Annotated in this window: 25 protein-coding genes; 11 read left to right on the top strand and 14 right to left on the bottom strand. The window is 69.1% G+C overall.

Annotated elements, in window-relative coordinates:
• Positions 1 to 477: a dihydrofolate reductase gene (locus MRBLWH10_RS08600; protein ID WP_223586576.1), complete on the bottom strand. Its 477-nt coding sequence runs from the start codon at positions 475 to 477 to the stop codon at positions 1 to 3.
• Positions 474 to 1,283, bottom strand: coding sequence for a thymidylate synthase (locus MRBLWH10_RS08605; RefSeq protein ID WP_341942375.1), 810 nt, complete (start codon positions 1,281 to 1,283; stop codon positions 474 to 476). The genes MRBLWH10_RS08600 and MRBLWH10_RS08605 overlap by 4 nt, the downstream gene beginning before the upstream one ends.
• A 95-nt stretch (positions 1,284 to 1,378) precedes the next feature.
• Between MRBLWH10_RS08605 and MRBLWH10_RS08610 the strand changes: the two genes are divergently transcribed.
• From MRBLWH10_RS08610 to MRBLWH10_RS08620, 3 genes are all read left to right on the top strand, one after another.
• Complete coding sequence (locus tag MRBLWH10_RS08610) at positions 1,379 to 1,789, top strand: thioredoxin family protein (protein ID WP_223586578.1); 411 nt, start codon at positions 1,379 to 1,381, stop codon at positions 1,787 to 1,789.
• 20 nt (positions 1,790 to 1,809) lie between these two features.
• On the top strand, positions 1,810 to 2,379 hold the full coding sequence (locus tag MRBLWH10_RS08615; protein WP_341942376.1) for a DUF4395 domain-containing protein: 570 nt from the start codon (positions 1,810 to 1,812) through the stop codon (positions 2,377 to 2,379).
• Positions 2,380 to 2,466: 87 nt separating this feature from the next.
• The gene (locus MRBLWH10_RS08620; RefSeq protein WP_105676601.1) at positions 2,467 to 2,892 is read left to right on the top strand and encodes an OsmC family protein; all 426 of its coding nucleotides are present in this window, start codon (positions 2,467 to 2,469) and stop codon (positions 2,890 to 2,892) included.
• Here MRBLWH10_RS08620 and MRBLWH10_RS08625 read toward each other — a convergent pair whose 3' ends face one another.
• From MRBLWH10_RS08625 to MRBLWH10_RS08645, 5 genes are all read right to left on the bottom strand, one after another.
• Complete coding sequence (locus MRBLWH10_RS08625; RefSeq protein WP_341942377.1) at positions 2,893 to 3,330, bottom strand: hypothetical protein; 438 nt, start codon at positions 3,328 to 3,330, stop codon at positions 2,893 to 2,895.
• A complete protein-coding gene (gene dapB, locus MRBLWH10_RS08630) occupies positions 3,327 to 4,067 on the bottom strand; it encodes a 4-hydroxy-tetrahydrodipicolinate reductase (protein ID WP_105676604.1) in 741 nt (246 codons plus the stop codon). The genes MRBLWH10_RS08625 and dapB overlap by 4 nt, the downstream gene beginning before the upstream one ends.
• Positions 4,068 to 4,138: 71 nt before the next feature.
• Entirely contained in the window at positions 4,139 to 4,741 is a 603-nt protein-coding gene (locus MRBLWH10_RS08635; protein ID WP_105676605.1) for a histidine phosphatase family protein, read from the bottom strand.
• A 79-nt stretch (positions 4,742 to 4,820) separates the two neighbouring features.
• Positions 4,821 to 5,849 (bottom strand): aldo/keto reductase, encoded by a 1,029-nt coding sequence (locus MRBLWH10_RS08640; RefSeq protein ID WP_341942378.1) that lies wholly within the window; start codon positions 5,847 to 5,849, stop codon positions 4,821 to 4,823.
• A 216-nt stretch (positions 5,850 to 6,065) separates the two neighbouring features.
• On the bottom strand, positions 6,066 to 8,342 hold the full coding sequence (locus MRBLWH10_RS08645) for a polyribonucleotide nucleotidyltransferase (protein WP_341942379.1): 2,277 nt from the start codon (positions 8,340 to 8,342) through the stop codon (positions 6,066 to 6,068).
• Between the two features lie 361 nt (positions 8,343 to 8,703).
• Between MRBLWH10_RS08645 and MRBLWH10_RS08650 the strand changes: the two genes are divergently transcribed.
• Complete coding sequence (locus MRBLWH10_RS08650) at positions 8,704 to 10,014, top strand: UDP-glucose/GDP-mannose dehydrogenase family protein (RefSeq protein WP_341942380.1); 1,311 nt, start codon at positions 8,704 to 8,706, stop codon at positions 10,012 to 10,014.
• A gap of 40 nt (positions 10,015 to 10,054) precedes the next feature.
• Here the strand turns inward: MRBLWH10_RS08650 and MRBLWH10_RS08655 are convergent, their stop codons facing one another.
• Positions 10,055 to 11,980, bottom strand: coding sequence for a GDSL-type esterase/lipase family protein (locus MRBLWH10_RS08655; protein ID WP_341942381.1), 1,926 nt, complete (start codon positions 11,978 to 11,980; stop codon positions 10,055 to 10,057).
• 154 nt (positions 11,981 to 12,134) lie between these two features.
• On the opposite strand from MRBLWH10_RS08655, the gene MRBLWH10_RS08660 reads away from it, so the two are divergent.
• Both MRBLWH10_RS08660 and MRBLWH10_RS08665 read left to right on the top strand, forming a co-directional pair.
• On the top strand, positions 12,135 to 12,707 hold the full coding sequence (locus MRBLWH10_RS08660; RefSeq protein ID WP_258132707.1) for a VTT domain-containing protein: 573 nt from the start codon (positions 12,135 to 12,137) through the stop codon (positions 12,705 to 12,707).
• Between the two features lie 38 nt (positions 12,708 to 12,745).
• Positions 12,746 to 12,922 carry a DUF5302 domain-containing protein gene (locus MRBLWH10_RS08665; RefSeq protein WP_181155964.1) on the top strand — a complete coding sequence of 59 codons (177 nt, stop codon included), beginning with the start codon at positions 12,746 to 12,748 and terminating at the stop codon, positions 12,920 to 12,922.
• 54 nt (positions 12,923 to 12,976) lie between these two features.
• Here MRBLWH10_RS08665 and MRBLWH10_RS08670 read toward each other — a convergent pair whose 3' ends face one another.
• Complete coding sequence (locus MRBLWH10_RS08670) at positions 12,977 to 14,416, bottom strand: cation:dicarboxylase symporter family transporter (RefSeq protein ID WP_341942382.1); 1,440 nt, start codon at positions 14,414 to 14,416, stop codon at positions 12,977 to 12,979.
• Positions 14,417 to 14,562: 146 nt separating this feature from the next.
• On the opposite strand from MRBLWH10_RS08670, the gene MRBLWH10_RS08675 reads away from it, so the two are divergent.
• Positions 14,563 to 15,837: an ATP-binding protein gene (locus MRBLWH10_RS08675; RefSeq protein WP_341942383.1), complete on the top strand. Its 1,275-nt coding sequence runs from the start codon at positions 14,563 to 14,565 to the stop codon at positions 15,835 to 15,837.
• Positions 15,834 to 16,529: a response regulator gene (locus MRBLWH10_RS08680; RefSeq protein WP_341942384.1), complete on the top strand. Its 696-nt coding sequence runs from the start codon at positions 15,834 to 15,836 to the stop codon at positions 16,527 to 16,529. Before MRBLWH10_RS08675 ends, MRBLWH10_RS08680 begins: the two co-directional genes overlap by 4 nt.
• Before the next feature lie 151 nt (positions 16,530 to 16,680).
• Here MRBLWH10_RS08680 and MRBLWH10_RS08685 read toward each other — a convergent pair whose 3' ends face one another.
• A complete protein-coding gene (locus MRBLWH10_RS08685; protein WP_341942385.1) occupies positions 16,681 to 17,433 on the bottom strand; it encodes a hypothetical protein in 753 nt (250 codons plus the stop codon).
• 75 nt (positions 17,434 to 17,508) lie between these two features.
• Here MRBLWH10_RS08685 and MRBLWH10_RS08690 point away from each other — a divergent pair, with 75 nt between their 5' ends.
• Positions 17,509 to 18,498 carry a hypothetical protein gene (locus MRBLWH10_RS08690; RefSeq protein WP_341942386.1) on the top strand — a complete coding sequence of 330 codons (990 nt, stop codon included), beginning with the start codon at positions 17,509 to 17,511 and terminating at the stop codon, positions 18,496 to 18,498.
• A gap of 132 nt (positions 18,499 to 18,630) precedes the next feature.
• Here the strand turns inward: MRBLWH10_RS08690 and MRBLWH10_RS08695 are convergent, their stop codons facing one another.
• From MRBLWH10_RS08695 to MRBLWH10_RS08710, 4 genes are all read right to left on the bottom strand, one after another.
• Positions 18,631 to 19,380, bottom strand: a complete 750-nt coding sequence (locus MRBLWH10_RS08695; RefSeq protein ID WP_341942387.1) for an NAD(P)H-binding protein — start codon at positions 19,378 to 19,380, stop codon at positions 18,631 to 18,633.
• A gap of 61 nt (positions 19,381 to 19,441) precedes the next feature.
• Positions 19,442 to 20,794, bottom strand: a complete 1,353-nt coding sequence (locus MRBLWH10_RS08700) for an FAD-binding oxidoreductase (protein WP_341942388.1) — start codon at positions 20,792 to 20,794, stop codon at positions 19,442 to 19,444.
• A gap of 54 nt (positions 20,795 to 20,848) precedes the next feature.
• Positions 20,849 to 21,496 (bottom strand): FMN reductase, encoded by a 648-nt coding sequence (locus tag MRBLWH10_RS08705; RefSeq protein ID WP_105676615.1) that lies wholly within the window; start codon positions 21,494 to 21,496, stop codon positions 20,849 to 20,851.
• A 1-nt stretch (position 21,497) separates the two neighbouring features.
• Positions 21,498 to 22,724: an LLM class flavin-dependent oxidoreductase gene (locus tag MRBLWH10_RS08710; protein WP_105676617.1), complete on the bottom strand. Its 1,227-nt coding sequence runs from the start codon at positions 22,722 to 22,724 to the stop codon at positions 21,498 to 21,500.
• Between the two features lie 110 nt (positions 22,725 to 22,834).
• Between MRBLWH10_RS08710 and MRBLWH10_RS08715 the strand changes: the two genes are divergently transcribed.
• Together MRBLWH10_RS08715 and MRBLWH10_RS08720 are read left to right on the top strand one after the other, a co-directional pair.
• Positions 22,835 to 23,965 (top strand): acyltransferase family protein, encoded by a 1,131-nt coding sequence (locus tag MRBLWH10_RS08715; protein ID WP_341942389.1) that lies wholly within the window; start codon positions 22,835 to 22,837, stop codon positions 23,963 to 23,965.
• Between the two features lie 47 nt (positions 23,966 to 24,012).
• On the top strand, positions 24,013 to 24,450 hold the full coding sequence (locus MRBLWH10_RS08720) for a VOC family protein (RefSeq protein ID WP_341942390.1): 438 nt from the start codon (positions 24,013 to 24,015) through the stop codon (positions 24,448 to 24,450).

Genomic DNA, 24,450 nt, shown 5'->3' on the forward strand with positions numbered 1-24,450 from the left:
TCAGCGCTCGTATCCGAGGAAGCGGTAGCGGATGCCGGTGCGGGAGGTCTGCCACTCCCCCTCGTCGACGAGACGCCACCCCGCCTTCGACGGGGCGTAAGCGTCGCCCGCGACGTCGACGTCGAGCTCCGTCACCTCGAGACGGTCGGCATCCGCCGACACCTGACGGAAGATCTCGGCGCCGCCGATGACCCATACCCGCTCCTGCCCGCGGACCGCTTCGGCGACGGTGGCTGCGCGCCGCGCACCCTCCCCCGCCCAGTCCTGCTGTCGCGTGATGACGATGTTCTCGCGCCCGGGAAGCGGACGGAACCGCTCCGGCAGCGAATCCCAGGTCTTGCGACCCATCACGACGGGAGCGCCGAGCGTCACGTCCTTGAAGTGCGCGAGGTCCTCGGGAACATGCCACGGCATCCCCCCCTCGGCGCCGATGACGCCTCCGTGCGCCTCCGCCCAGATCAGGCCCACCCACGTCATACGGCCACCGCCGCGCGGATCGGGGCGTGGTGCTGGTAGCCCTCGACGACGAAGTCCTCGTACCGGTAGTCGAGGATCGACTCGGGCGTCCGCGCGAAGCGGAGCGTCGGATAGGGGTACGCCTCACGCGAGAGCTGCTCGCGCACCTGCTCGACGTGGTTGTCGTAGATGTGGCAGTCGCCACCGGTCCAGACGAAGTCGCCGGGCTCGAGGCCGACCTGCTGCGCGACCATCAGCGTGAGGAGCGCGTAGGAGGCGATGTTGAACGGGACGCCGAGGAAGAGGTCGGCGCTGCGCTGATACAGCTGGCACGACAGCTTGCCGTCGGCGACGTAGAACTGGAACAGGGCGTGGCACGGAGCCAGCGCCATGTCGGGGATGTCGGCGGGGTTCCAGGCCGACACGATGAGCCGACGCGAGTCGGGGGTGGCCCTGATCTGCTCGATCACCTCGGACAACTGGTCGATGCTCTCGCCGTCCGGCGTCGGCCACGAGCGCCACTGCACTCCGTAGACAGGACCGAGGTCGCCCTCGGCATCCGCCCATTCGTCCCAGATGGTGACGCCGTTCTCCTGCAGCCATCGCACGTTCGAGTCGCCGCGCAGGAACCAGAGCAGTTCGTACGCGATGGACTTGAAGTGCACGCGCTTCGTGGTGATGAGCGGGAAGCCCTTCGCGAGGTCGAAGCGGATCTGCCGTCCGAACACGCTCGTGGTGCCGGTTCCGGTGCGATCCGACTTGTGCGTGCCGGTCTCCAGCACGTCGCGGAGCAGGTCTTCGTACGGCGTCAGGACGGCTTCGCTCATGACAGCCAGACTACCGTCCCCACGCGGAACGAGCTCGGGCGTCTTACTCCGAAACATCGACCCCGTCGGGGGCGGGACGGACGTACGCTCTTCGCATGTCGCCACTTCTCGCCCTTGCGATCGCGGGAGTCCTCCTCGTGGTCGCCGTGCTCGTCGGAGTGGTCCTGCGCGTGCTCGACGGTCGCCGGCGAGGGGGCGGACATCTGCGATTCGACCCCGCGGATGCCGCCGCAGAGCTGGGCGCCAAGGCCACGCTCGTGCAGTTCAGCACGGAGATGTGCGCGCGATGCCCGCAGGTCAGGCGGATGCTCAGCACAATCGCCACGCAGGACGACGGGCTCGCTCACATCGAGGTCGACTTGACCCATCGCCCTGACCTGTCCACGCGCTACCGGGTGCTGCAGACGCCGACGACGTTCCTCGTCGACGGCTCGGGAGCCGTCCGCGCACGATTCAACGGCGTACCGCACCGGCACGCCCTCACCGAAGCCCTCGCCGCCGTCTGAGGCACAGTCTGGAGTCCCCCATGTCCACTCCCGCCGGCATCGACCCCCGCGGCCCCCGCTTCGCCGCGACGATCACGACCGTGCTGCTGCTCGCGGCCACGTTCCTCGGACTCATCGGGATCTCCACCGCACGCGCGGGCTTCGGCTGGTTCGCCTATCAGCCGCTGGCGGACGCGACGTTCCCCTCGGACGGGTGGGCGCTCTCATCGGCGTCTCTCGTGCAGCGCGTGTTCGACCCCGCGTTCCTGCTCACGCTCGTGATCGCCCTGCTCTTCCTGTGGAGCGTCGTGTCTCCGTCGACCGCCCCCTGGGGCGTTCTCTTCCGCAGAGCCGTGCGCCCTCGCCTCGCTCCCCCGACCGAGCTCGAAGACCCGCGCCCTCCGCGATTCGCTCAGGGAGTGGGCCTCTTCGTGGTCACGATCGGACTCGTGCTCCACCTGCTCGGCGTGCCGTGGGCACTCCCCATCGCGACGGCCGCCGCCTTCATCGCCGCTTTCCTGAACGCCGCGTTCGGACTCTGCCTGGGTTGCCAGCTCTACCTGCTGCTCCAGCGCGCCGGGCTCGTCGGTAGGGCCGCCTCCCCCGCCTGAGCGCGCTGTTCCGCAGGGTCGCCCCGGTAGGTAGGCTGGCCGGGACGCGACGCTGCCGCTCGGGCAGTGCGAGAACCGGAGGTCACCATGCCCGTCACCAGCGAAGCCACCAGCACCTGGACCGGATCGCTCATGGAAGGCTCGGGCACCGTCGCGTTCTCGTCGTCGAACCTGGGCACCTTCCCGATCGACTGGAAGGCCCGCAGCGAAGGCAGCGACACCACCACCACGCCGGAGGAGCTCATCGCGGCCGCCCATGCGTCCTGCTTCAGCATGGCGCTCTCGCACGCCCTCGCCGAGAACGGCACCCCGCCGGAGCGCGTGAACACGAGCGCATCGGTCACCTTCAAGCCCGGCACCGGCATCACCGGCAGCCACCTCAACGTGAACGCCTCCGTGCCGGGGCTCACCCCCGAGCAGTTCCAGGAGATCGCCGAGGGTGCCAAGGTCGGCTGCCCCGTGTCTCAGGCGCTCGCGGGCATCGAGATCACCCTCGAGGCGACGCTCGCCTGATCAGGCGCGTTCGAGGCGGATCGCCTCGCGGATGCTGGCCCGGGCGTCCTTGCGGCGCCCGGCGGCATCCTGCACCACACCGAGCCGATAGCGTGCACGCCAGTCGTCCGGCGCCTCCTCGGCGGCCGCGGTGTACTTCGCGATCATCGGCTCCACGTCCTCGCGGGGCAGACGTCCGCTCGCGCTGACCTCGCCCTCCGCCTCCGGCATCCCGCCCTCGGCGTCGAGCGCACGACCCAGCCGATCAGCGGCGAACCCGAAGCGCGTCTCGCGATAGAGCGCCCACGCGCCGATCAGCGGCATCACCAGGAGCGCGACGCCGATCGCGATGGCGATGGGCTCGCCCGTCATCAGCATGACGATGGCGCGCTGCCCCACGACGACGAGATACAGCGCCAGGCAGGCGCCCATCACGGCGACGCCGATACGCGACATCATGATCGGATGCCGATGTCGATCATGTTCTCCAGCCCCACGACCACGCCGGTCGCGGTCAACGCATGCGGCACGGCCAGGCGGATGCCGGGGGCGTAGGCGAGAGCGGAGTCGACGGTGTCGTGCGTGAACGTCAGCGACTCTCCCGGTCCGGAGAGGATGACCTCCTGCTTCGCGATGACCCCGGGGCGTCGCAGCGAGTGGATCGGCACACTGCCGACCTGCTGGCCACGGGCGCGCTGGTCGGCGTGCGGGGCGCTCACCGGCCCCTGCTCCGCACGCGCAGCGGCGATCAGCTCCGCCGTGCGCACGGCGGTGCCGCTGGGGGAATCGATCTTCGAGGCGTGGTGAGCCTCGATGATCTCGGCAGAGCCGAAGAACGGGGCGGCTGCCGCTGCGAGAGCCGATCCCAGCACCGACCCCAGCGAGAAGTTCGGGATGAACACGGCGCCCGTCCCCGCGGCCTCGACGAGCGGACGGACGAGAGCGATGCGCTCCGCCGACCAGCCGGAGGTGGCGACGAGCACGTTGATGCCGCGTTCGACCGCTGCGCGCACGACGTCGATGCTGATCTGGGGCGTCGTCGCGTCGATGACGAGATCGACGCCGTCCATCTCCGAGAGGTCGCTCGACGACGTCAGCACGCGGCTCACCTCGATCCCGTCGAGCTCGTCGATCACCGCGTGGATGATCTTCCCGAGCTTTCCGGTTCCGCCGACGAGTGCAACGTGCTGGGTCATGGGTCCAGTCTATTTCGGGTGGAGCAGCGCCCGGTCCGCAGCGGAATCCGCCCGCAGTTCGCGTCTCCTGCTCAGACGGGCATGCCGTCGGGGATGCCCGTGCGGAGCTCCACCGGGAGGTGCCCGGTGTCGTTGTGCGTGAGGAGCGTCCAGGGACGCCCCTGCTTCTGAGCGATCACGGTGAGCCCGCAGTGGGCCTGGTTGAGGGTCATCCAGCGCCACTCGGGCGCGCCCAGCACCTCCCGGACGAACCAGGAGATCACGAAGTTGTGCGTGATGAGCACCTCGTGCACGTCACCGGTCTTGCGCACGAGGAACTCGTTCACCGCGTCGGCCATCTGCGCACCGCCCGCCTCGATCTCCGCCTCGGTGACCGAGCCGAAGAAGGGCTCGAACGCCGCAGGCGTCTCCTCCGTCATGCCGGTGGGAACGCAGTCGAAGAGCAGCGCCGTCGGCTCGGGGTCGACGGACGGGAGGCGCTCGGCGACCGCACGCGCCGTCTCGTTCGCCCGCAGCAGCGGCGAATGCCACACCGCGTCGAGAGGGAGCCCGGAGAGGCGGTCGGCGATCAGCTCCGCCTGACGCTGCCCCCTGGGCGAGAGGGGTCCGTCGGCGAGGCCGTGCTCGGCATCCTGATGTTCACCGTGTCTGACCAGATATATGTAGTGCGTCACAACTCGCTCGCTTCATCGCCAGCATCTGCCGGGCTTCACTCCACCATATGCCAGGTATGTGACGGCCGCGTGACGACGCTCAGTTGCCCGCGCGAGTGAGGTCGGCGACCTGCGCGCGGGACAGCGTGACCCCTGCGCCCTGCATGAGCTCGTCGACGTGATCGGTCGCGAAGGTGTTCACGATCGGCGCCGCGATGGTGCGCTGAGCGAGCAGCCAGGCGATCGAGACGGCGGCGACAGGCACCGACAGCTCGGTCGCGACCTGGTCGAGCGCCCGCAGGATCTTGATGCCCCGACGGTTGAGGTGGCTCCTCAGCTGCTCGCCCCGAACCCCCTGGGATGCGAGCGCCTTGCTGCGGTGGCGCCCGGACAGGAAGCCGTGCTCCAGCGCGTGCGACGGCGTGACCGCCAGGTTCTGTGCGCCGGCGACAAGTCGCAGGTCGCCCTCGAAGGGCTGACGGCGGACGAGGTTGTACGGCGCATCGATGACCTCGATGCGCGGATAGCCCGCGGAGGCGAGGATACGCGCTTCGACGAGGCGCTCCGGCGAGAAGCCGAAGGCGCCGACCGAGCCGATCTTCCCGGCCTCGACGAGCCACTCCACCGTGGCGAGCGTGTCTTCGAGGTTGGTCGTGACGTCGAGCGTGGCGTCGAGGTACAGCACGTCGATGCGCTCGACGCCGAGTCGCGTGAGCGAACCCTCCACGGCGCGCACCAGGTTCACCGAACCGAGGCCGGGGTTGTCGGCGTGAGCGCCGATGCGGACGCTCAGCAGGGTGCGGTCGCGGAGCCCGCGAGAACGCAGCCACTGGCCGATGATGTGCTCGCTGCGACCGCCGGAGAATCCGTCGGCGGTGTGGATCGCGTTGCCGCCGAACTCGATGTAGCGGTCGAGGATGCCGTGGCTGGTCTCGAGATCGACGTTCCAGCCGAACTCGGCGGCTCCGAGCATGAGGGGGAACGTCTCGAAGCCCGTCTCGCCGAGCGCGACGCGAATGTTCTCGCCGACGCCTGGGCCGACGATCGGAATGGGCGCGGACGGGTGCTCAGCGGTCTCGTGCTGTGCACGCTCGACCGGCGCTCCTGCGCCTACGCTGAACAACCGCATACTTTCACCCCCGCGTCGATCGGTGCGTTCCGACCTGCGTCACTGCTTGTGTGTGCACCCCCCGGTGCGTACTTCGAGGGTAAGCGACATCTGGGAACGGGCCGTCCATTCCGGCGAACGCCGCGGAAACTTCCCGTAACGTTTTGGTCACATCGAATACGACGGAACCCGGCCCCTCCACGAAGGAGGAGCCGGGTTCCGTGCGAGCATCGATGCTTACTCGGCGGCGGCGTCCTCCGCAGGAGCCGCATCGGCTGCCGGAGCGTCGTCGAGGACGGGCTCGAGCGACAGCTTGCCGCGGTCGTCGATCTTCGTGATCTTCACGAGGATCTTCTGGCCGACGGACAGCACGTCCTCGACGTTCTCGACGCGCTTGCCACCGGCGAGCTTGCGCACCTCGGTGACGTGCAGCAGGCCGTCCTTGCCCGGGAGCAGCGAGATGAAGGCGCCGAAGGTGGCGATCTTCACGACGGTTCCGAGGAACTGCTCGCCGACCTCGGGGTTGGTCGGGTTGGCGATCGCGTTGACCTGGGCGCGGGCGGCCTCGGCCGAGGGGCCGTCGGTCGCGCCGATGTAGACGGTGCCGTCCTCCTCGATGGAGATCTGAGCGCCGGTCTCGTCCTGGATCGCGTTGATCGTCTTGCCCTTCGGGCCGATCAGCTCGCCGATCTTGTCGACCGGGATCTGGACGCTGATGACGCGAGGCGCGGTCGGCGCCATCTCGTCGGGAGCATCGATCGCGGCGTTCAGGACGTTGAGGATCGTCAGACGGGCCTCGCGGGCCTGGGTCAGCGCGCCCGCGAGCACCGACGACGGGATGCCGTCGAGCTTCGTGTCGAGCTGGATCGCCGTGACGAACTCGCTCGTGCCGGCGACCTTGAAGTCCATGTCGCCGAGAGCGTCCTCAGCACCAAGGATGTCGGTCAGCGCCGCGTAGCGGGTCTCGCCGTCGACCTCGTCGGAGACGAGGCCCATCGCGATGCCGGCGACGGGGGCGCGCAGCGGCACACCCGCGTTCAGCAGCGACAGGGTGGACGCGCAGACGGAGCCCATCGAGGTCGAGCCGTTGGAGCTGAGCGCCTCAGAGACCTGACGGATCGCGTAGGGGAACTCCTCGCGGCTCGGCAGCACCGGCACGAGTGCGCGCTCGGCGAGGAAGCCGTGCCCGATCTCGCGACGCTTCGGCGACCCCACGCGGCCGGTCTCACCGGTCGAGTAGGGCGGGAAGTTGTAGTGGTGCATGTAGCGCTTGCTCGTCGTCGGGGACAGCGAGTCGATCTGCTGCTCCATCTTGAGCATGTTCAGCGTGGTGACGCCCAGGATCTGGGTCTCACCGCGCTGGAAGATCGCGGAGCCGTGGACGCGCGGGATGACCTGCACCTCGGCATCGAGCGGACGGATGTCCGCCAGGCCGCGACCGTCGATGCGGACGCTCTCGGTCAGGATGCGACCACGGACGATCTTCTTCGTGACCGACTTGTAGGCGGCGGAGAACTCGCCCAGCGCCGACTCGGGCAGCGTGCCCGCCTCGACCGCTGCGGCGAGCTCGGCCTTGACGCGGTCCTTGATCGCATCGTCGGCGTTCTGGCGCTCGACCTTGTCAGCGATCTGGTAGACGTCGGTGAGCTCGGCGAACGCGCGCTCGGAGACGAAGTCGAGGACCTCGTCGGCGTACGGCGGGAAGACCGGGTACACGCCCGGCTCCTTCGACGCCGTGGCGGCGAGCTCGGCCTGAGCCTTGACGAGCTGCGCGATGAACGGCTTCGAGGCCTCGAGGCCCTGGGCCACGATCTCCTCGCTCGGCTTGGTGGCGCCGGCCTTGATGAGGTTCCAGCTGCCCTCGGTGGCCTCGGCCTCGACCATCATGATGGCGACGTCTTCCGTGCCATCGGACTTGGTGACGACACGACCGGCGACGATCAGGTCGAACACGGCCTCGGACACCTGCTCGGCGGTCGGGAACGCGACCCACTGGTCGGCGTGCTCGCCGTGACCCGGGATGAACGCGAGGCGCACACCGGCGACGGGGCCGGAGAACGGCAGACCCGAGATCTGGGTCGACGCGGAGGCCGCGTTGATCGCCAGAGCGTCGTAGAACTCGCCGGGAGCGATCGACAGGACGGTGATGACGATCTGGACCTCGTTGCGCAGGCCGTCGACGAACGACGGACGCAGCGGGCGGTCGATCAGTCGGCAGACCAGGATCGCCTCGGTGGAGGGGCGGCCCTCGCGACGGAAGAACGAGCCGGGGATCTTGCCGGCGGCGTAGGAGCGCTCCTCGACGTCGACCGTCAGCGGGAAGAAGTCGAAGCCCTCGCGCGGGTGCTTGCCTGCGCTGGTGGCCGAGAGGAGCATGGTCTCGCCGTCGAGGTACGCGGCGACTGCGCCCTGAGCCTGCTGCGCGAGGCGGCCGGTCTCGAAGCGGATGGTGCGGGTGCCGAAGCGGCCGTTGTCGAGAACGGCCTCGGTGGCGGTGATTTCAGGACCTTCCAAGAGGTCTCTCCTTCTTTGTTTAGACTCGCGAATCCGTATGACGCGCGAGCGTGTTCATGAAGGAGCGGAAGGGCAGGGTTCGGGCGCGCGGGCACTCCCGCGAATGTCGCCTGCGCTGGCCACCAGTAGAAAGCCACCCGACGATCGCCGAGGAACCCACCACAGGGGACCAGCTTCTCCGCCGATCGCTCCATGAGTCGATATGAAGTTGTGGGGTTGACACACGTCAACTCCCCCACCCTACCAGCGAGGGGCGGATTCCGACGTGGCGCCGGGGGCATCGCGGATCGGACACTCCCCGGTCATCGACCGTTCAGGCGGCGGACGCCGCGGCGTGGCCGGCATCCGCTGGTCTGTACCCATGCGCATGTCAGTGATCGGCTGCGGGTACCTCGGTGCCGTGCACGCCGCGGCGATGGCCTCGATCGGACACGACGTCATCGGCATCGACGTCGACGAGCGGAAGATCTCGTCTCTCTCCGACGGCGTCGCCCCCTTCTTCGAACCACAACTGACCGAGCTGCTGCAGGAGGGACTCGCGTCAGGGCGCCTTCACTTCAGCGCGCGCATGGCGGATGCCGCAGGCTCCGCCGTGCACTTCCTCGCCGTCGGCACCCCGCAGGTCGCGGGTGGGCAGGCCGCCGACCTGCGGTTCGTGGATTCCGCGGTCGACTCGCTCCTCCCGCACCTCCGACCCGGGGACGTGCTCGCCGGCAAATCCACCGTCCCCGTCGGCACCGCGACCCGCCTCGCCGCGAAGGTCGCGGAGACCGGGGCCACCGTGGTGTGGAATCCGGAGTTCCTGCGCGAGGGATGGGCCGTGCACGACACCATCTCGCCCGACCGCATCGTGGCGGGCGTGCCGGACGGCACAGACGGGGAGAGCGCCGCCGATCTACTCCGGGAGGTGTACCGCCCCGCCGTGGATGCCGGGACGCCGTTCCTCGTGACGGATATCGCCACCGCCGAACTGGTCAAGGGCGCCGCCAACGCGTTCCTCGCCACGAAGATCTCCTTCATCAACGCGATGGCGGAGATCGCGGAGGCCGCCGGCGCGGATGTGGCGCTTCTCGCCGACGCCCTCGGCCACGACACGCGGATCGGGCGACGCTACCTCGGCTCGGGCATCGGGTTCGGCGGCGGCTGCCTGCCCAAGGACATCAGGGCCTTCGCCGCACGCGCGGAGGAGCTGGGCCGCCGCGAGGCCGTGGGCTTCCTGCACGAGGTGGACGCGATCAATCTGCGGCGGCGCGAGCGCGCCGTCCGTCTCGTCGTCGATGCGCTGGGCGGGCTCGTGTTCGGCGCCCGCATCGCCGTGCTCGGAGCGGCCTTCAAGCCGTTCAGCGACGACATCCGCGACTCCCCTGCGCTGGACGTCGCCGTGCGACTGCGGGGTCTCGGTGCGGACGTGATCGTCACCGACCCCGCCGCGACCGAGAACGCCGCCACCGTGCATCCGCAGCTCTCCTACACGCGAGAGAGGGACGAGGCTCTTCGAGACGCCGATGCGGTCGTCATCGTGACCGAATGGGACGAGTACCGCCGCGATCTCACTCCTGAGCACGCCGGCGCACTGGTATCGAAGCGCATCGTCATCGACGGTCGCAACTGCCTCGACTCGGCCGCGTGGCGTGCCGCCGGGTGGACGTACCACGGCATGGGCCGCCGCTAGCGAGACCGCTGCCCCGCGAGCACGTGCCGCGGGGCAGCGGTCAGCGCACCTCCACCGCGCTCTGCACGGACGAGCGTCCGAGGTACACGTAGTCGTCGTGCTTCGCCGACCTGCCGTCTCCCGCGGCGCGGCCATGCAGCCGGCGCCAGACCCAGGGCAGCGCGTGGCGGCGCCACCAGACTCCTGCACCGATCGGCTCGTGCTCGTGCAGAGCGGCGTCCAGCGTTCCGAGCGCCTCCGCATGCGGCACGCCGAGCACCTCACCGGCGCGGTACGCGAGGAACCGGTGCCCTCTGCTGCTGAGGTGCACGAGGTCCTCCCCCCAGTTGGGCCGGTCTCGCAGCGACGGATGCAGATCGGTGTCGATGAGGATCGCGCCTGTGCGCGCGGCGACTCCGCTCAGCGCGGTCGCGAAGGCGGCGAACCGTCGCGTGTAGATCGCCGCCGCGCGACGTCCGGGGAGGAAGGGGGTGACGAGCACCACGTCCGCGCCGCACGCTCTGAGGCGCTCCACCGCGTCCTCGACCCGTCGTGCCAGGGCCGGGACGTCGACGTTCGGCTTCACCAGGTCGTTCGCCCCGACGAGGATCGACACGAGGTCTGGGCGGAGCTGCAGCGCTCGCTCGAGCTGGGGGCCGCACACGTCCGACACCCGCTTCGAACGGATCGCGAGGTTCGCGTAGTGCAGTCCTCCGCGGGCCGCGAGCAGCAGTGCGAGGCGATCCGCCCAGCCCCGCAGCGCGCCGTCCGGCGCCGGATCGCACAGCCCCTCGGTCAGGGAGTCGCCGAGGGCGACGTAGCGCCGCCAGCGCGTCTGCGGGGCCGGCGTCGACCGCTCCGGCCTGACCACGCGGCGAGCGCGCAGGCCGCGGTCCACCGCCCCCAGGAGCATCGCGTCGTCGAAGTGCGAGAGCAGCTGATCGCATACGCCGGCCCAGCTGCGCCCCTGCACGGCCTCGTGCCCCGCTTCCCCGAAGGCTCTGCGCTTGCGGACGTCGCCGGCGAGATCGGCCACGCGCATCCGCAGATCGTCGAGGTCGCCGGGTCGGTAGAGCCATCCGTCGATGCCCATGCGCACGAGGTCGAGGGGGCCGCCGCGCCCCGTGGCGACGACGGGGACGCCGCTCGCGTGGGCCTCCTGAAGGGTCTGTCCGAACGTCTCGCTCTCCCCCGGGTGCACGAAGACGTCGAACGAGGCCAGCGCCGCGGCGAGCGCATCGCCGTCGAGATGGCCGAGGAACAGCGCCTCGGGGAGCAGAGCCTCCAGCCGCTGTCTGCTCGGACCGTCGCCGACGATCACCAGTCGGGTGCCGGGGATCCCGCGCAGCGCGACGAGGTCCTCGACCTGCTTCTCCGGGGCGAGCCTGCCCACGTAGCCGATCACGGTCTCCGCACCCCAGGACCCGCGCAGAGCGGGGTCGCGTCGCAGCGGCTGGAAGCGCTCGGCGTCCACCCCTCTCCCCCAGCGCCGCACCCTGTCGACGCCGAGCGTCGCGAGCTGATGGGCGGAATCCGCCGATGGCGCGAGCGTGAGCGTGGCCCTGCGGTGCAGCCGCGCGATGTGCGTCTGGGCGAGGCCGGTGGTGGCGGCGATCCGGTAGCGCTCCGTGTACGCGGCGACATCGGTCTGATAGGCGGCGACCGATGCGACGCCCAGACGCTCGGCCGCGAGCACCCCGCGCCACCCCAGGGCGAACGGCGAGGCCAGATGCACGACGTCCGGTTGGAACCGGCGCAGGGATGCCGCGACGCGGTGCGCCGGGGACGTGCCCACTCTGACGTTGCGATAGCCGGGCAGCGGGAGGCTGGGGATCGACTCGACGACCGCTGCGTGCACGGAGTCGGGGATGCCGACGGCGTCCGGTGCGATCACGTGCGCCTCATGGCCCGTGCGCTCGAGGTGCCTCAGGATCTGCAGCACGGATCCGGTGACACCGTTCATGTGCGGAAGGAAGGACTCTGTCACGATCGCGACTCTCACACGCTCAGGATGCCGTCGTCTCGAGGGCCTCGGCGTCCGAAACAGCTCTGGGCACCAGATGTTCACCGGATGCTGGAGCGCCCGTCACCGGCTATCCCGCCGTTGGTTGCCGTTCACCTGGGCCGCGCACTCTGGAGCCGTGCCGCTCGATCTGCTCTCCACCCCCTGGGCCCTCGCCGTGATGAGCCTCCTCGTCCTGGGCGACGCCTTCTTCGTGGTGATACCCGGGGAGATCGCCGTCACCGCGCTCGGTGCGATCTCCGCGTCGTCCGGTACCCCTCCCCTCTGGGCGGTGATCGGCTGCGCGGGCATCGCCGCCGCGGCCGGAGACGCCGCCTGCTATCTGATCGGGCGCACGGTCGGCACGGAGCGCTGGCGGTGGATGCGCACCGCCAGGGTGCAGCAGGCTCTCGCGTGGGCTCGGCGCCGGCTCGACACGGGAACGGCCACAGTGCTCTTCACGGCGAGGTTCGTGCCCTTCGCCCGACTCGCGATCAATCTCGTGGCAGGAGCCTCGCGCATCCACCCTCCCCGCTACCTGGCCCTCGTCTTCCTCGCCGCGCTGGGGTGGGCCGCCTATCAGGCCTCGGTCGGAGCGATCGTGGCCACACTCATCCCCGGCGGCCCCGTGGTGGCGGTGCTCGTCTCGATCGCCGTCGCGGTCGGGCTCGGCGCGGCGATCGACCTGTCGACCCGCAGACTGCGGAAGTGAACAGCCGACCGGCGGGGGCGTGCCCTAGGCTGGCGGACATGAGCACCGAAGAAGGCGCGTCCTCGACCGAGGACATGAAGCGCAAGTTCAAGGAAGCGCTCGAGAAGAAGAACGCGCACCACCGGCAGGGCGAGGCCCACCTCGACGGCGACTCCGCCGTCCATGGCGCGCCCGCCCCGCAGACGCGGCGCGAGTTCCGACGCAAGAGCGGTTGACCACACGGATGCGGGAACCGGCTTCCACCGGCTCCCGCATCCCTCACCGCCCGCTCACCCCTGGGAGGCGCGTGCTCTCGCCCTCTCCTCCTTCGCCGACATCTCGGCCACGGCGGCATCGTTGAGCTCGGTCAGATCGGCGGCCTGAGGTGCGGGAGCATCTCCGTGAGCGTCCACTCCGTCGAGCACCGACTCATCGAACGGCAGCTCGCCGCCGAGCACCTGCCGCACACGATCGCGATCGATCTGGCGGGTCCAGGTGCCGATGAGGAGCGTCGCGACCGCGTTGCCCGTGAAGTTCGTCAGCGCGCGTCCCTCCGACATGAACCGGTCGATCCCGACGATCACGCCCACGCCGTCGACGAGGTCGGGACGGTAGGCCTGCAGTCCTCCGGCGAGAGTGGCGAGGCCGGCCCCGGTGACGCCCGCAGCACCCTTGCTCGCGATGATCATGAACACCAGCAGGCCGATCTGCTCGCCGATCGACATCGGCTGCCCCATTCCCGTGGCGATGAACAGCGACGCCATCGTCAGGTAGATCGCCGTTCCGTCGAGGTTGAACGAGTAGCCGGTGGGGACGGTGATGCCGACGACCGGCTTGGAGACGCCGACGTGCTCCATCTTGGCGATGAGGCGGGGCAGCGCGGACTCCGAGGACGAGGTGCCGACGATCAGCAGGTACTCCCGAGCCAGGTACTTCATCAGGCTGAAGATGTTGACCCTCGTCACAGTCCACAGCAGAGCACCGAGCACGACGACGATGAACACGATGCATGTGATGTAGAACGCCACCATCAGCACGCCGAGACTCCAGATCGCCGCGATCCCCGTCTTGCCGACGACGGCGGCGATGGCGCCGAACGCGCCGAGCGGGGCGAGCCACAGGATCATCCCGAGGATGCGGAACACCAGCTTCTGCAGCTGCTTGACGGCGTCCATGATGCCGGCACCGCGCTCGCCGAGCCCCTGCAGCGCGAACCCGACCAGGAGAGCGATGAACAGCACCTGGAGCACGCTCTCCCCCGTGAACGCCGCGAAGAAGGTGGGCGGGATGATGCCGAGCACGAACTCCTGAGTGGTCTTCGCCTCGGTCGTGGTGGCGTCATAGGTCGCCCCCGCCATGTTCAGGCCCTCGCCGGGGTGGATGATGTTGCCGACGACGAGGCCGATGGCCAGGGCGAACGTCGACATCACCAGGAAGTAGCCGAGTGCGAGCCCGCCGATCTTCCCGACGGTGGCGGCTTTCGCGATCGAGCCGATGCCGATCACGATCGTGCAGAAGATGATGGGGGCGATCATCATCTTGATCAGCGAGACGAAGCCCTTGCCGATGGGCTCCAGCGCCTGTGCGAACTCCGGCCAGACGAGTCCGACCACCGCGCCGAGAACGACGGCGATGATCACCGACACATACAGCCAGGTGTGCCGGTCCCAGGCCTGCTTTCCGCGTCGCCAGTGGAATCCCGGCAGTGTGAATCCGGTCGTGATGGCCATGTGTCCTCCTCGGTCATGAACGTCGTCGTGTCATGCGTCTCCCCGCGTCGTCGCGGGGCGTGACATCACCGTCGCCGACTTCACAGACGGGCGCCATTTGTGGTCGTATTGGTCACGACCAGGCCGACGAGGACCGGAGGATGCCGATGACGCAGCGCCGCACGCTCAGCGCCGCCACCCGCGTCTTCCTCGTCCTCATCTCGGCCGCGGCGGTGATCGGCATCCTCGTCGCCGGGTTCCTCGTGGCGGAGACGCAGCGCGCCGTGCAGGCGGAGGCCGAGCGCGTGACCGGGGCCACCGCGGCGGCGATCGCCGCATCCGGTGCGGTGTCGAGCGCCCTCCGAGACGACGATGCCGACGCGGCGACCGCCGCCCTCGAGCCGTATGCGCTCTCCGTCATCGATTCCGCCGGGCTGGACTTCGTGACGATCATGACGACCGACGGCATCCGCATCACCCATCCCGATCTGTCGCAGATCGGCGGACGCTATCTCGGCACGATACCCGAGCAGCCGGCCCCGCTCACCGAGACCTTCACCGGCACGCTCGGCCCTTCGGTCCGGACGATCGTCCCCGTGATCGACGCCGACGGCGTGCTGAGGGGCTGGGTCTCCGCGGGGGTGACGACAGAGACGATCTCCGAGACGCTCGTGCGGCGCCTTCCGCTGTCGCTGGCGATCACCCTTCTGCTCGTGGCGATCGGTGCGCTCGGAGCCTGGGCCGCCCGGCGCTTCACCCGGCGCATCGCCGGCGACCTGCCGCCGGGCACGGTCCGCGACGCCGTGTCATCGTACGAGTCGATCCGCACCCTGGGCGAGGCGCTGCGGGCGCAGACGCACGAACACGGAAACCGGATGCACACCGCTGTCGCGCTGCTGGAGCTGGGGCGCACCGGCGAGGCGATCGACATCCTCACCGAGACCTCCCGGCAGAGTCAGTCGCTGGTCGACCAGGTCACGGCGCGCCGCCACGGGGACCCGGCGGTGGGCGCACTCCTGCTCGGCAAGGCCTCGCAGGCGAAGGAGCGCGGCATCGACTGGAGGGTGCACATCGAACCGGAGGCCCCGCGGTCGCCCCTGTCGACCGTGGACAGCGTGTCCGTGCTCGGCAACCTCATCGACAACGCGATGGACGCGGCCTCCGCGGCGGAAGACCGATGGGTCGAGGTGTCGCTGAGCACGTCCGACGCCGGTGGGATCGTGCTCGACGTCGCCGACAGCGGCGCAGGAGTGCCGACCGAGATCAGGGAGAGGATCTTCGAGCACGGCTTCTCCACGAAGCCCGCCGACGCCCAGGGGCGCGGCGTCGGACTCGCTCTCGTCCGCTCGGTCGTGACGGATGCCGGGGGCACCGTGGAGATCCTCGACGATCCGACGACCTTCCGCGTCACGCTCCCCGCCGCAGGCAGGAGAAGGTCGTGATCCGTACGCTGATCGTCGACGACGACGCCCTGACGCTCGAACTGCATCGCACCTACGTGGAGCGCCTGGAGGGTTTCGTCGTCGGCGGCGAGTGCACCGGAGCCCGTGCGGCCCTCGCCGCGGTGCTCGATCAGCCGCCCGAGCGCGCGTTCGATCTCGTGCTTCTGGACATCACGATGCCGGACGGCACGGGTCTGGATGTGCTGCGCACGCTCCGCGCTCGTGCCGCCGCGATCGATGTGATCGCCATCACCGCCGTACGCGACGCGGAGACCGTGCGGCAGATGGCCGCGCTCGGGGTGTTCCAGTACCTGGTCAAGCCCTTCCCGTTCGCGGTGTTCGCCGAACGCCTCACCGCGTACCGGGAGCATCGCGATCAGGCCCGGACGACCGACGGGGAGGCGACCCAGGCGGAGATCGACGCCCTGCTCGGGCGGACGACGGGCAGAATCGCGCTCCCGAAGGGGCTGTCCGGCGGCACCCTCGACCGTGTCGCCACGATCCTGCGTTCGACCGGCCCGCTGTCGGCGACCGAGGCCGCAGACGCCCTGGGAATGTCGCGCGTCGCCACGCGGCGCTACCTCGAACACCTCGTCGCGGAGGGCGTCGTCGCCAAGGCCGCGCGCTACGGAACGCGCGGGCGCCCGGAGACCGAGTACGCGTGGAGCCGGAACCGGCCCGACATCGGCTGAACACCAACATCCCGCTCGCACCACTGCCCGCTCGGAGATCTTGTCGGGTCGCCGGAACCTACCGGGCGCCACCGCTTTCCGCTTCTCCCGGTCGCCTTGCGACGGAATCCTGCATCGTTCGATTCTTCACCGACCACGCGGGAGAAACGCCCTAGGCGCTGTCTGCGCCTCCATCACGCCCACCTGCGTTCAGGAGACTCTGAAGCTCTCGTGATGCCAGAACATCGCGCATCTGACGTTCGTGGCGAGGATTCTCCATGGTCATCGCGAGAATCGCGGCGACCAACAGGAGCAGTGCGAAACCCACGACCAACAGGGTCACTCCGTCCGGCGCGGCCAGCTGCGTGAGAATCCACCAAGGGAGCGCCACAACCCCGACGCCCCCGATCAGAAGAACCGACACCGCCCAAACGATGGTGATGAGAACGGGCGCGTCGTGGTGAGCACCGACGATCAGCTGGTGCCGTCGTCTATGGCCCGACTCCGATGGAACGATCAGGGGCGCGTCGCGGGGCAGCTTTCTCACGTAGGCGTCCCAGGGGATCCAGGCCTCGTACAAGGGGTTGCTCGACGTGAGATTGCGCAGCTGCAACTCGGCGTAGGCGAAGTATGCCCGCAAGATGTTCATCTCGTGAAAGTGCCGGACGATGACCGCAAAGATGAGCAGTATGACGACGGGAACGATGAGCATTCCCCACAGGAAAGGTGTGCTCTGCCCCCTCGAGGCGAGGGCCGCGGCGGCGCCGACGACAAGTCCCGCGAGCGAGACGAGCCTGATTGCCGCTGCTCCCTGGCCGCCGGCGCGAACCTGGTAGTAGTGCGCTTCACGCTGCCAGAACTGAATGGAGTTCTTGTTCCGGTCGTCGAACGCATCCGTCCCGCCGACCGTGTCGTCCTCGATCAAAATCCCCGCCCTTCGGCTGCCTTGTTCGCGGCGAAACCACGGGTGGCGCGGTCTCGCATGGAGAATACTACTGGCATGCGAACAGTCCGCAGCCTGCCCCGCCCGCGACCCAGCATTGAGGCGCGCAGCACCGTCACCCGCTGGATTCCTGCATCACGCCATGGATTCAACGTGTCGGTGACGAGTCCGAAGGCGCCGGAACGAGCATCTGCGATCGTGTACCCGATGCCGTACGACTATCGAATCGATCGACTGGCGCTGGACCGCATGGAGATTCTTGCCGCGAGAACGAACCGCACCGTGGTGGGTGTGGAGTCTCCGGGCGTCACCTTGGACGAGGCAGACCCGGTCAGTGCCAGCGCATCCTCGGTTCGTGCCGATGTGCTGCTCGCGCAGATCGGTGGCGACTACCGCCCCGCGGCCTCCCTTCAGTTGTCTGCCATAGACGATGTGCTCGGAGGTCTGCCAACTGAGCTTCATCTGGTGGGAGAGTCCCTCGGCGCGCAGTTCAGTGCTGCGATCGCCGGACTGATTCCATGCCGCTCGCTCACACTCGTCGAGCCGACGAACTGCGTGGACAGGGGATGGCGTGGGCTCCTTCGGCAAGGAAAACTCCTTCGGACGATAGAGGAATCGCGGCGCGATCAGTACGTGGCCGTGAACGCGCAGCGCGGATGGCCGCCGACGTTACCGTTCGAGAAGAGCGGTTCGCACGCCGCAGCAGTTGATAGACGACTCAAGCGATTCCGCCATCAGGGCAAGTACGCGCTCGCTTCAGCGCTGGGCATGAGAAAGAGCCTCGCATCGTCGCTGGAACGGGTCGATGCGGGACTCGACGTCGTGCGAGTCTGGCGTGGAATCGACAGCACCGTATGTCTTGCGGCAGATGTCGCAGTACTCTCAGCGAGGATGGCGCCGCGTCTTCGCGTGGAGGAGACGGTGATGGTTCTCGACGGGCTGCCCGCTGGCCATCATTTCCTCACCGAGATGGATGCGATGATGCTGTTCGCCGACACGTTGGCGGGTGATATCCGTCATCCTCCTGAAACGGTTGCTTCCTCATGACGTCGTGAACGGCCGGCGTGTGGCAGGGCGGCAACGCCTGCTGCCCACGACGCTTCGTGCTGTCTGGAACTTCTCTGGGCAGGCTGAGCGTCACGGCGAAGCGCTCACTCGCGTGGCCCCCGTGCGTCGCCGTCAGCCTCGGGGCTGCGCGTTGAGCCAGTCGGCGAAGGTCACGGTGCCGAGGTCGGCATCCGCACTCGGGAGGATGCTGCCGTCGCGGATCGCACGCCCGAAGGCCCCGGGGAGGGAGAGTGCTGGCATCCAGCCGCTCCTGCCTGTGTGCGCGGCCCACGAGCGCATCATGTCAACGAGCTGCTCCTCTTGCGGGCCCGCGATGTCCCGCGCCCGCTCCGACGGTCCTGCCTCGGCGAGGTCGACGAGCCGCGTCGCGACCTCCACGATCGCGATCGGCTGCGTGCGCATCCTCAGGGCGAGATGCAGCGGCCCGACTGCCGCATTGCGGTAGGTCTGCGCGGCGAAGTCGTGGAACTGCGTCGCTCTCTGGATCGTCCACGGCACCTGCCCAGAGCGGACCGTCTGCTCCTGAGCGAGCTTTCCGGCGTAATAGCCGTGGGGCGCCCGATCGATGCCGACGATCGACAGCGCGAGATGGTGTCCCACCCCGGAACGGTGTCCTGCCGCGAGGAGGTGCGAGGAGGTCTCGGTGAAGAACTCGGTGGCCGCACGGGCGCTCTGCGTCGAGGTGCTGAGCACGTCGATCACGGCGTCCGCGCCGGACAGCGCCTCATCGAGTCCGGCCCCGGAGCGCACATCGACGCCGTTGCCACGGGTGAGGACGCGGACTCGGTGACCACGCTGCTGAGCGATCTTCACGACCTCGGATCCTGCGATACCTGTTCCGCCTGCGACTGCGATCTCCATAGCTCTCCATCCGAAGCTGGTGGGTGTGTCGGTTACGACGCTACCCCGAGAGCGGGCGACATCAGCGGGGCAGCCGCCCTTCGTACAGGAGTCCGTTCGGATCGACCTCGGCACGAAGTGCTCTGAGGCGCTCGATCTCCGCCGGTGTGGCGCAGCGGTCGAGCGTCTGCCCCGGGGTGAGGAACGTCGGGATCGTGCGCCCCGCGGCGACCGGAGCGAGAAGGTCGCGGAACCCCGCGATGCTGGCATCTCCCGGCTCCCTCGGCGCGCCCGGGAACAGCGGCGAGAGCGCGTGAAGCAGCCAGCCAGCCGATTCGAGCGAGGCCAGTCCGGACCGACGAGGACGCGCGAGAGCCCCTCCGAGCATCCGGATGTCGATGCCGATGATGGGCCACTGCTCCGGCAGCTCGCGGAAGGCCAGCAGCTCGTCGATCGTGCTGTCGTCGAGGTCCGTGAGCGCCGCGGAGGCGCCCCGGCCAGGCGTGGGATCTGTCGGTTCGTTCGACCCCGCAGCGAGAGCGGCGGGCGACGTCGGACCGGACACCTCTCTGCGCACCGTGCCCGCACGGCGGATGCCGTCGATCAGCCCCTCTGCGGCGCCATCGGTGGACAGCGCCTGCACGGTGAGGAAGCTGCGCCCGCGGATCTCCTCCGGCAGCTGCGGAGCATCGGGCATCCGCATCGAGTTCATGAAGACGTTGAGCGAGGAGGGCGCGGTCGCGGCGAGGTCGCGCACCGCTCGCATGACTGCCGCGGCATCCGCGACGTCGAAGGTCAGCCCGCTGCCCCACAGGTCAGGGGTGCGGACGAGGTCGATCTCGAGCGCCGTGACGATCCCGACGATGCCGCCCGCGCCGCGCAACGCCCACATCAGCTCGGGGTCGCTGTCGTCGTCGACGCGCCCGTGCGTGCCGTCCGGGCGCAGGATCCACGCCGCACGGAGACCGTCGGATCCCAGGCCTGCCGTTCGACTGAACCAGGAGTGACCTCCGCCGAGCGTGTAGCCCGCGACCGTGACGACGGGGCTCGTGCCTGCGGGCGCCGACCAGCCGGTGCCCTCCAGGGCATCGACGACGGCTCCCCATCGAACTCCGCTTCCCACGCGGACGATGCCGGCGTCGAGATCGACGTCGAGCGCGTCGAACGCGCCCATCCGGACGATCACAGCGCCCGCGAGGTCTCCGGACGCGCCGTGCCCGCTCGGCTGCACCGCGAGGCGCACGCCGGTGTCTTCGGCCATGCGCAGCAGAGCCCGCAGATCGGCGACATCGGCCGGCGCGGCCACGCCTTCCGGCCGCTGCTCGACCGCCAGGTTCCACGGACGGCGCTGGGCGTCGAAGCCGTCATCGGACGGCAGGACGAGCGCGCCGTTCACGCCGGCGCGGACGGACTCGAGTGCAGAGGTAAGGGGCATGACGCCACCGTACGATGCCCCACGGACATTGTCGACGGCGCCTGCCCCTGCCGCTCACTCCCCCGCGAGACCGCCCAGCATGTGGCCGAAGGAACGCCCTTCGCCCAGGTAGGTCGCGGGGTCGAACGGGTCGGCCGCCTCGGCTGTGTCCCGAGCGGCGACCGCATCTGCGAGCTCACGTGCGCCCTTCTCCACGCGCTTGGCGAGCGGGGCGACGTCGTCACCCGCACCGCCCCAGTCACTGGAGGCGGCGAACACGCCGGTGGAGACGGCATCCGCGTGGAGGTAGGCGAACAGCGGACGGATCGCGTAGTCGATCGCGAGGGAGTGCCGCGCCGTCCCCGCGTTCGCGCCGATCAGGACCGGCTTCCCGGTCAGCGAATCGGGATCGAGCACGTCGATGAACGACTTGAACAGACCCGAGTAGCTCGTCGAGAAGATCGGCGTCACGGCGATCAGCGCGTCGGCGGACACGACCGTGTTGATCGCGGTCTCCAGCGCCGGCGGGGCGAAGCCCGTGAGCATGTTGTTCGTGATGTCGTGCGCGTAGTCGCGCAGCTCGATCACGTCGATGCTCGCCTCGATGTCATGAGCGGCGAGCGCCTTCACGGTCTCGGCGGCGAGGCGATCCGCCAGCATCCGCGTGGACGAGGGGTTGGAGAGCCCGGCCGAGACGACGGCGATGCGACGCGTGGTGGTCATCTCACGCCTCCTTCCGGCCGAGGCCGAACGCCGAGCCGGCGGGTGCCGGCGTGTCCTGATAGGGCGAGTCGCCGGTGAGGTTGTCGCCGCGGTTCGCACCGGGGCGCGCCTGGCGGGTCGGGCCGTCGCCGTACACCGCCGTGACGCGCGCGGCGTGGGTCGGGGCGTCGGGAACCGACTCCGGGCGGTCCTTCGCGAGCTCCCTGCGGAGCACAGGGACGACCTCGGAGCCGAGGATGTCGAGCTGCTCGAGCACGGTCTTCAGCGGCAGCCCCGCGTGGTCGATGAGGAAGAGCTGACGCTGGTAGTCGCCGTAGTGCTCGCGCATCGCGGCGTAGCGGTCGATCACCTGCTGCGGCGAGCCGACCGTGAGCGGGGTCATCTCGCTGAAGTCCTCGAGGCTCGGGCCGTGGCCGTACACGGGGGCGTTGTCGAAGTACGGGCGGAACTGGGTCACCGCGTCCTGCGACTTCGCCGCCATGAACACCTGGCCGCCGAGCCCGACGATCGCCTGCTCGGGTGTGCCGTGTCCGTAGTGCGCGTAGCGCTGGCGGTACAGCTCGATCAGGCGCTGATAGTGCTCCTTGGGCCAGAAGATGTTGTTCGCGAAGAAGCCGTCGCCGTAGTACGCGGCCTGCTCGGCGATCTCCGGGGTGCGGATGGAGCCGTGCCACACGAAGGGGGCGATGCCGTCCAGCGGGCGCGGCGTCGAGGTGAAGCCCTGCAGCGGCGTGCGGAACTTGCCCTCCCAGTCGACGACGTCCTCGCGCCACAGCTTGTGCAGCAGAGCGTAGTTCTCGATCGCCAGAGGAAGGCCCTGACGGATGTCCTGCCCGAACCAGGGGTACACGGGACCGGTGTTGCCTCGGCCGAGCATGAGGTCCATGCGTCCGCCGGACACGTGCTGCAGCATCGCGTACTCCTCGGCGATGCGCACGGGGTCGTTCGTGGTGATGAGCGTCGTCGACGTGGACACGATGAGACGCTCGGTCTGCGCCGCGAGCGCGGCGAGGAACGTGGTGGGGCTGGACGACCAGAACGGCGGATTGTGGTGCTCGCCGATCGCGAAGACGTCGAGGCCGACCTCCTCCGCGTGCTTGGCGATCGTCGTCGTGGCCGCGATCCGCTCCTGCTCGCTGGGCGTGACGCCGGTGGTGGGGTCGCGGGTGATGTCGCTGACCGACATGATGCCGAACTGCATCGCCTGTGCGCCTGACTGCTCGCTCATGATTCTCCGTGCTCTCCGAAGCGGACGACTCGGCATCCGTTTCTATTCATTTGAATGTATCTGAGTCAACGCGACCGCACCAACTTTATTCCCGGGGGTAGCCTCGGAGGATGAACAGCGCCGGAGCGGATGCGACAGGCCCCGTCACGGGGGCCGTTTCCAGGCCTCGACGCCGCGTGCCGTTCTGGGACAACGCGCGCTACATCTGCATCGTGCTGGTCGTGCTCGGCCATGCCATCCAGCGTCTCATCTACGACTCCGACATCGCGCTCGCCTTCTACCTGGCGCTCTACGCGTTCCACATGCCGGCCTTCGCGATCATCTCGGGGTACTTCTCGAAGTCGGGATCGCCGACCAGGGTCCAGATGGCCCGCGTCATCACCGACATCCTGGTGCCGTACGTCATCTTCGAGCTCGTCTGGACCCTCACGAAGTGGCTCGTCGAGGGGCAGGCGAACCCCAACCTCACCAAGCCGTCGTGGACGCTCTGGTTCCTGCTGGCCCTCGGCATCTTCCGACTGGTGCTCCCCTACCTCGCCCTGCTGCGCTGGCCGCTGCTGTGGACGATCGTCATCTCGATCGGCGTCGGCTACCTGCCGAACATCGACAGCACCTTCTCGCTCTCACGCACGCTCGGCCTGCTGCCCTTCTTCACTCTCGGCTGGTGGCTGCGGGAGCGCGACATCGTCTCGCGCTTCCAGCTTCTGGCACACCGGCCGTGGTGGTCTCGGGTCATCGCCGTCGCTCTCCTGGCGGGAGCCGGGTTCGCGGCGTGGTTCTGGCTTGACGTGTGGGAGAAGATCGACCTGCGGCACTGGCTGTTCTACGAGGACTCGTACGCCGATCTCGGCGGAGAGCAGTGGTGGGCAGGCGGGGCGCGGATCGCCCTGATGGTGGTCGCGGTGCTCCTCAGCGCCGCCTTCTTCACCCTCATCCCGCGGGGGACCTACTGGTGGACCTCGTTCGGCCAGTACACGATGTACGTGTTCCTGCTGCACTCGTTCGTGCTGTACCCCTTCCGCGAGTCCGGCATCCTCCGCGATCTCGAGCCGACATGGCTCTGGCTCCCGCTCGTGACCGTCTCGTCGATCCTCGTCGCTCTCGTGCTCGCCACGAAGCCCGTGCGGCGCCTGTTCCGGCCCCTGGTCGAGCCGCGCCCTGCCTGGCTGTTCGCCGATCCGCAGCTCGCCACCCGCGAGGGGCACCGCAGCGACCCGACCGGCTCCCGGCGACCACGGTAGCGACGATCGCTCTGGAGCATGTCGGGGACAGCGGTTAGCATGCCCCCATGCCCATCACTCTGGAGAACGTCGGGATCGCTGTGAGGGACCTCGACGAAGCCATCGCCTTCTTCACCGACCTCGGTCTGACGGTCATCGGACGGGACACCGTGAGCGGCGAGTGGGCCGACACCGCGGTCGGCCTCGACGGCAACCACGCGAAGATCGCCATGCTCCAGACGCCGGACGGCAACGGCCGCCTCGAGCTGTTCGAGTACATCCACCCCGATGCCATCGAGACCCACCCGACGCTCCCCCACGAGATCGGCATGCACCGCGTCGCCTTCTCCGTCGACGACATCGACGCGGCCCTGGAGACGGCGGCGACGCACGGATGCGTCCCGCTGCGCGGCGTCGCGGACTACCAGGGCGTCTACCGGCTCACGTATCTGCGGGGTCCGAGCGGCATCCTGGTCATGCTCGCGCAGGATCTGACGAAGAGCTGA

This window comes from Microbacterium sp. LWH10-1.2, assembly GCF_038397765.1.
Lineage (GTDB): Bacteria > Actinomycetota > Actinomycetes > Actinomycetales > Microbacteriaceae > Microbacterium > Microbacterium natoriense.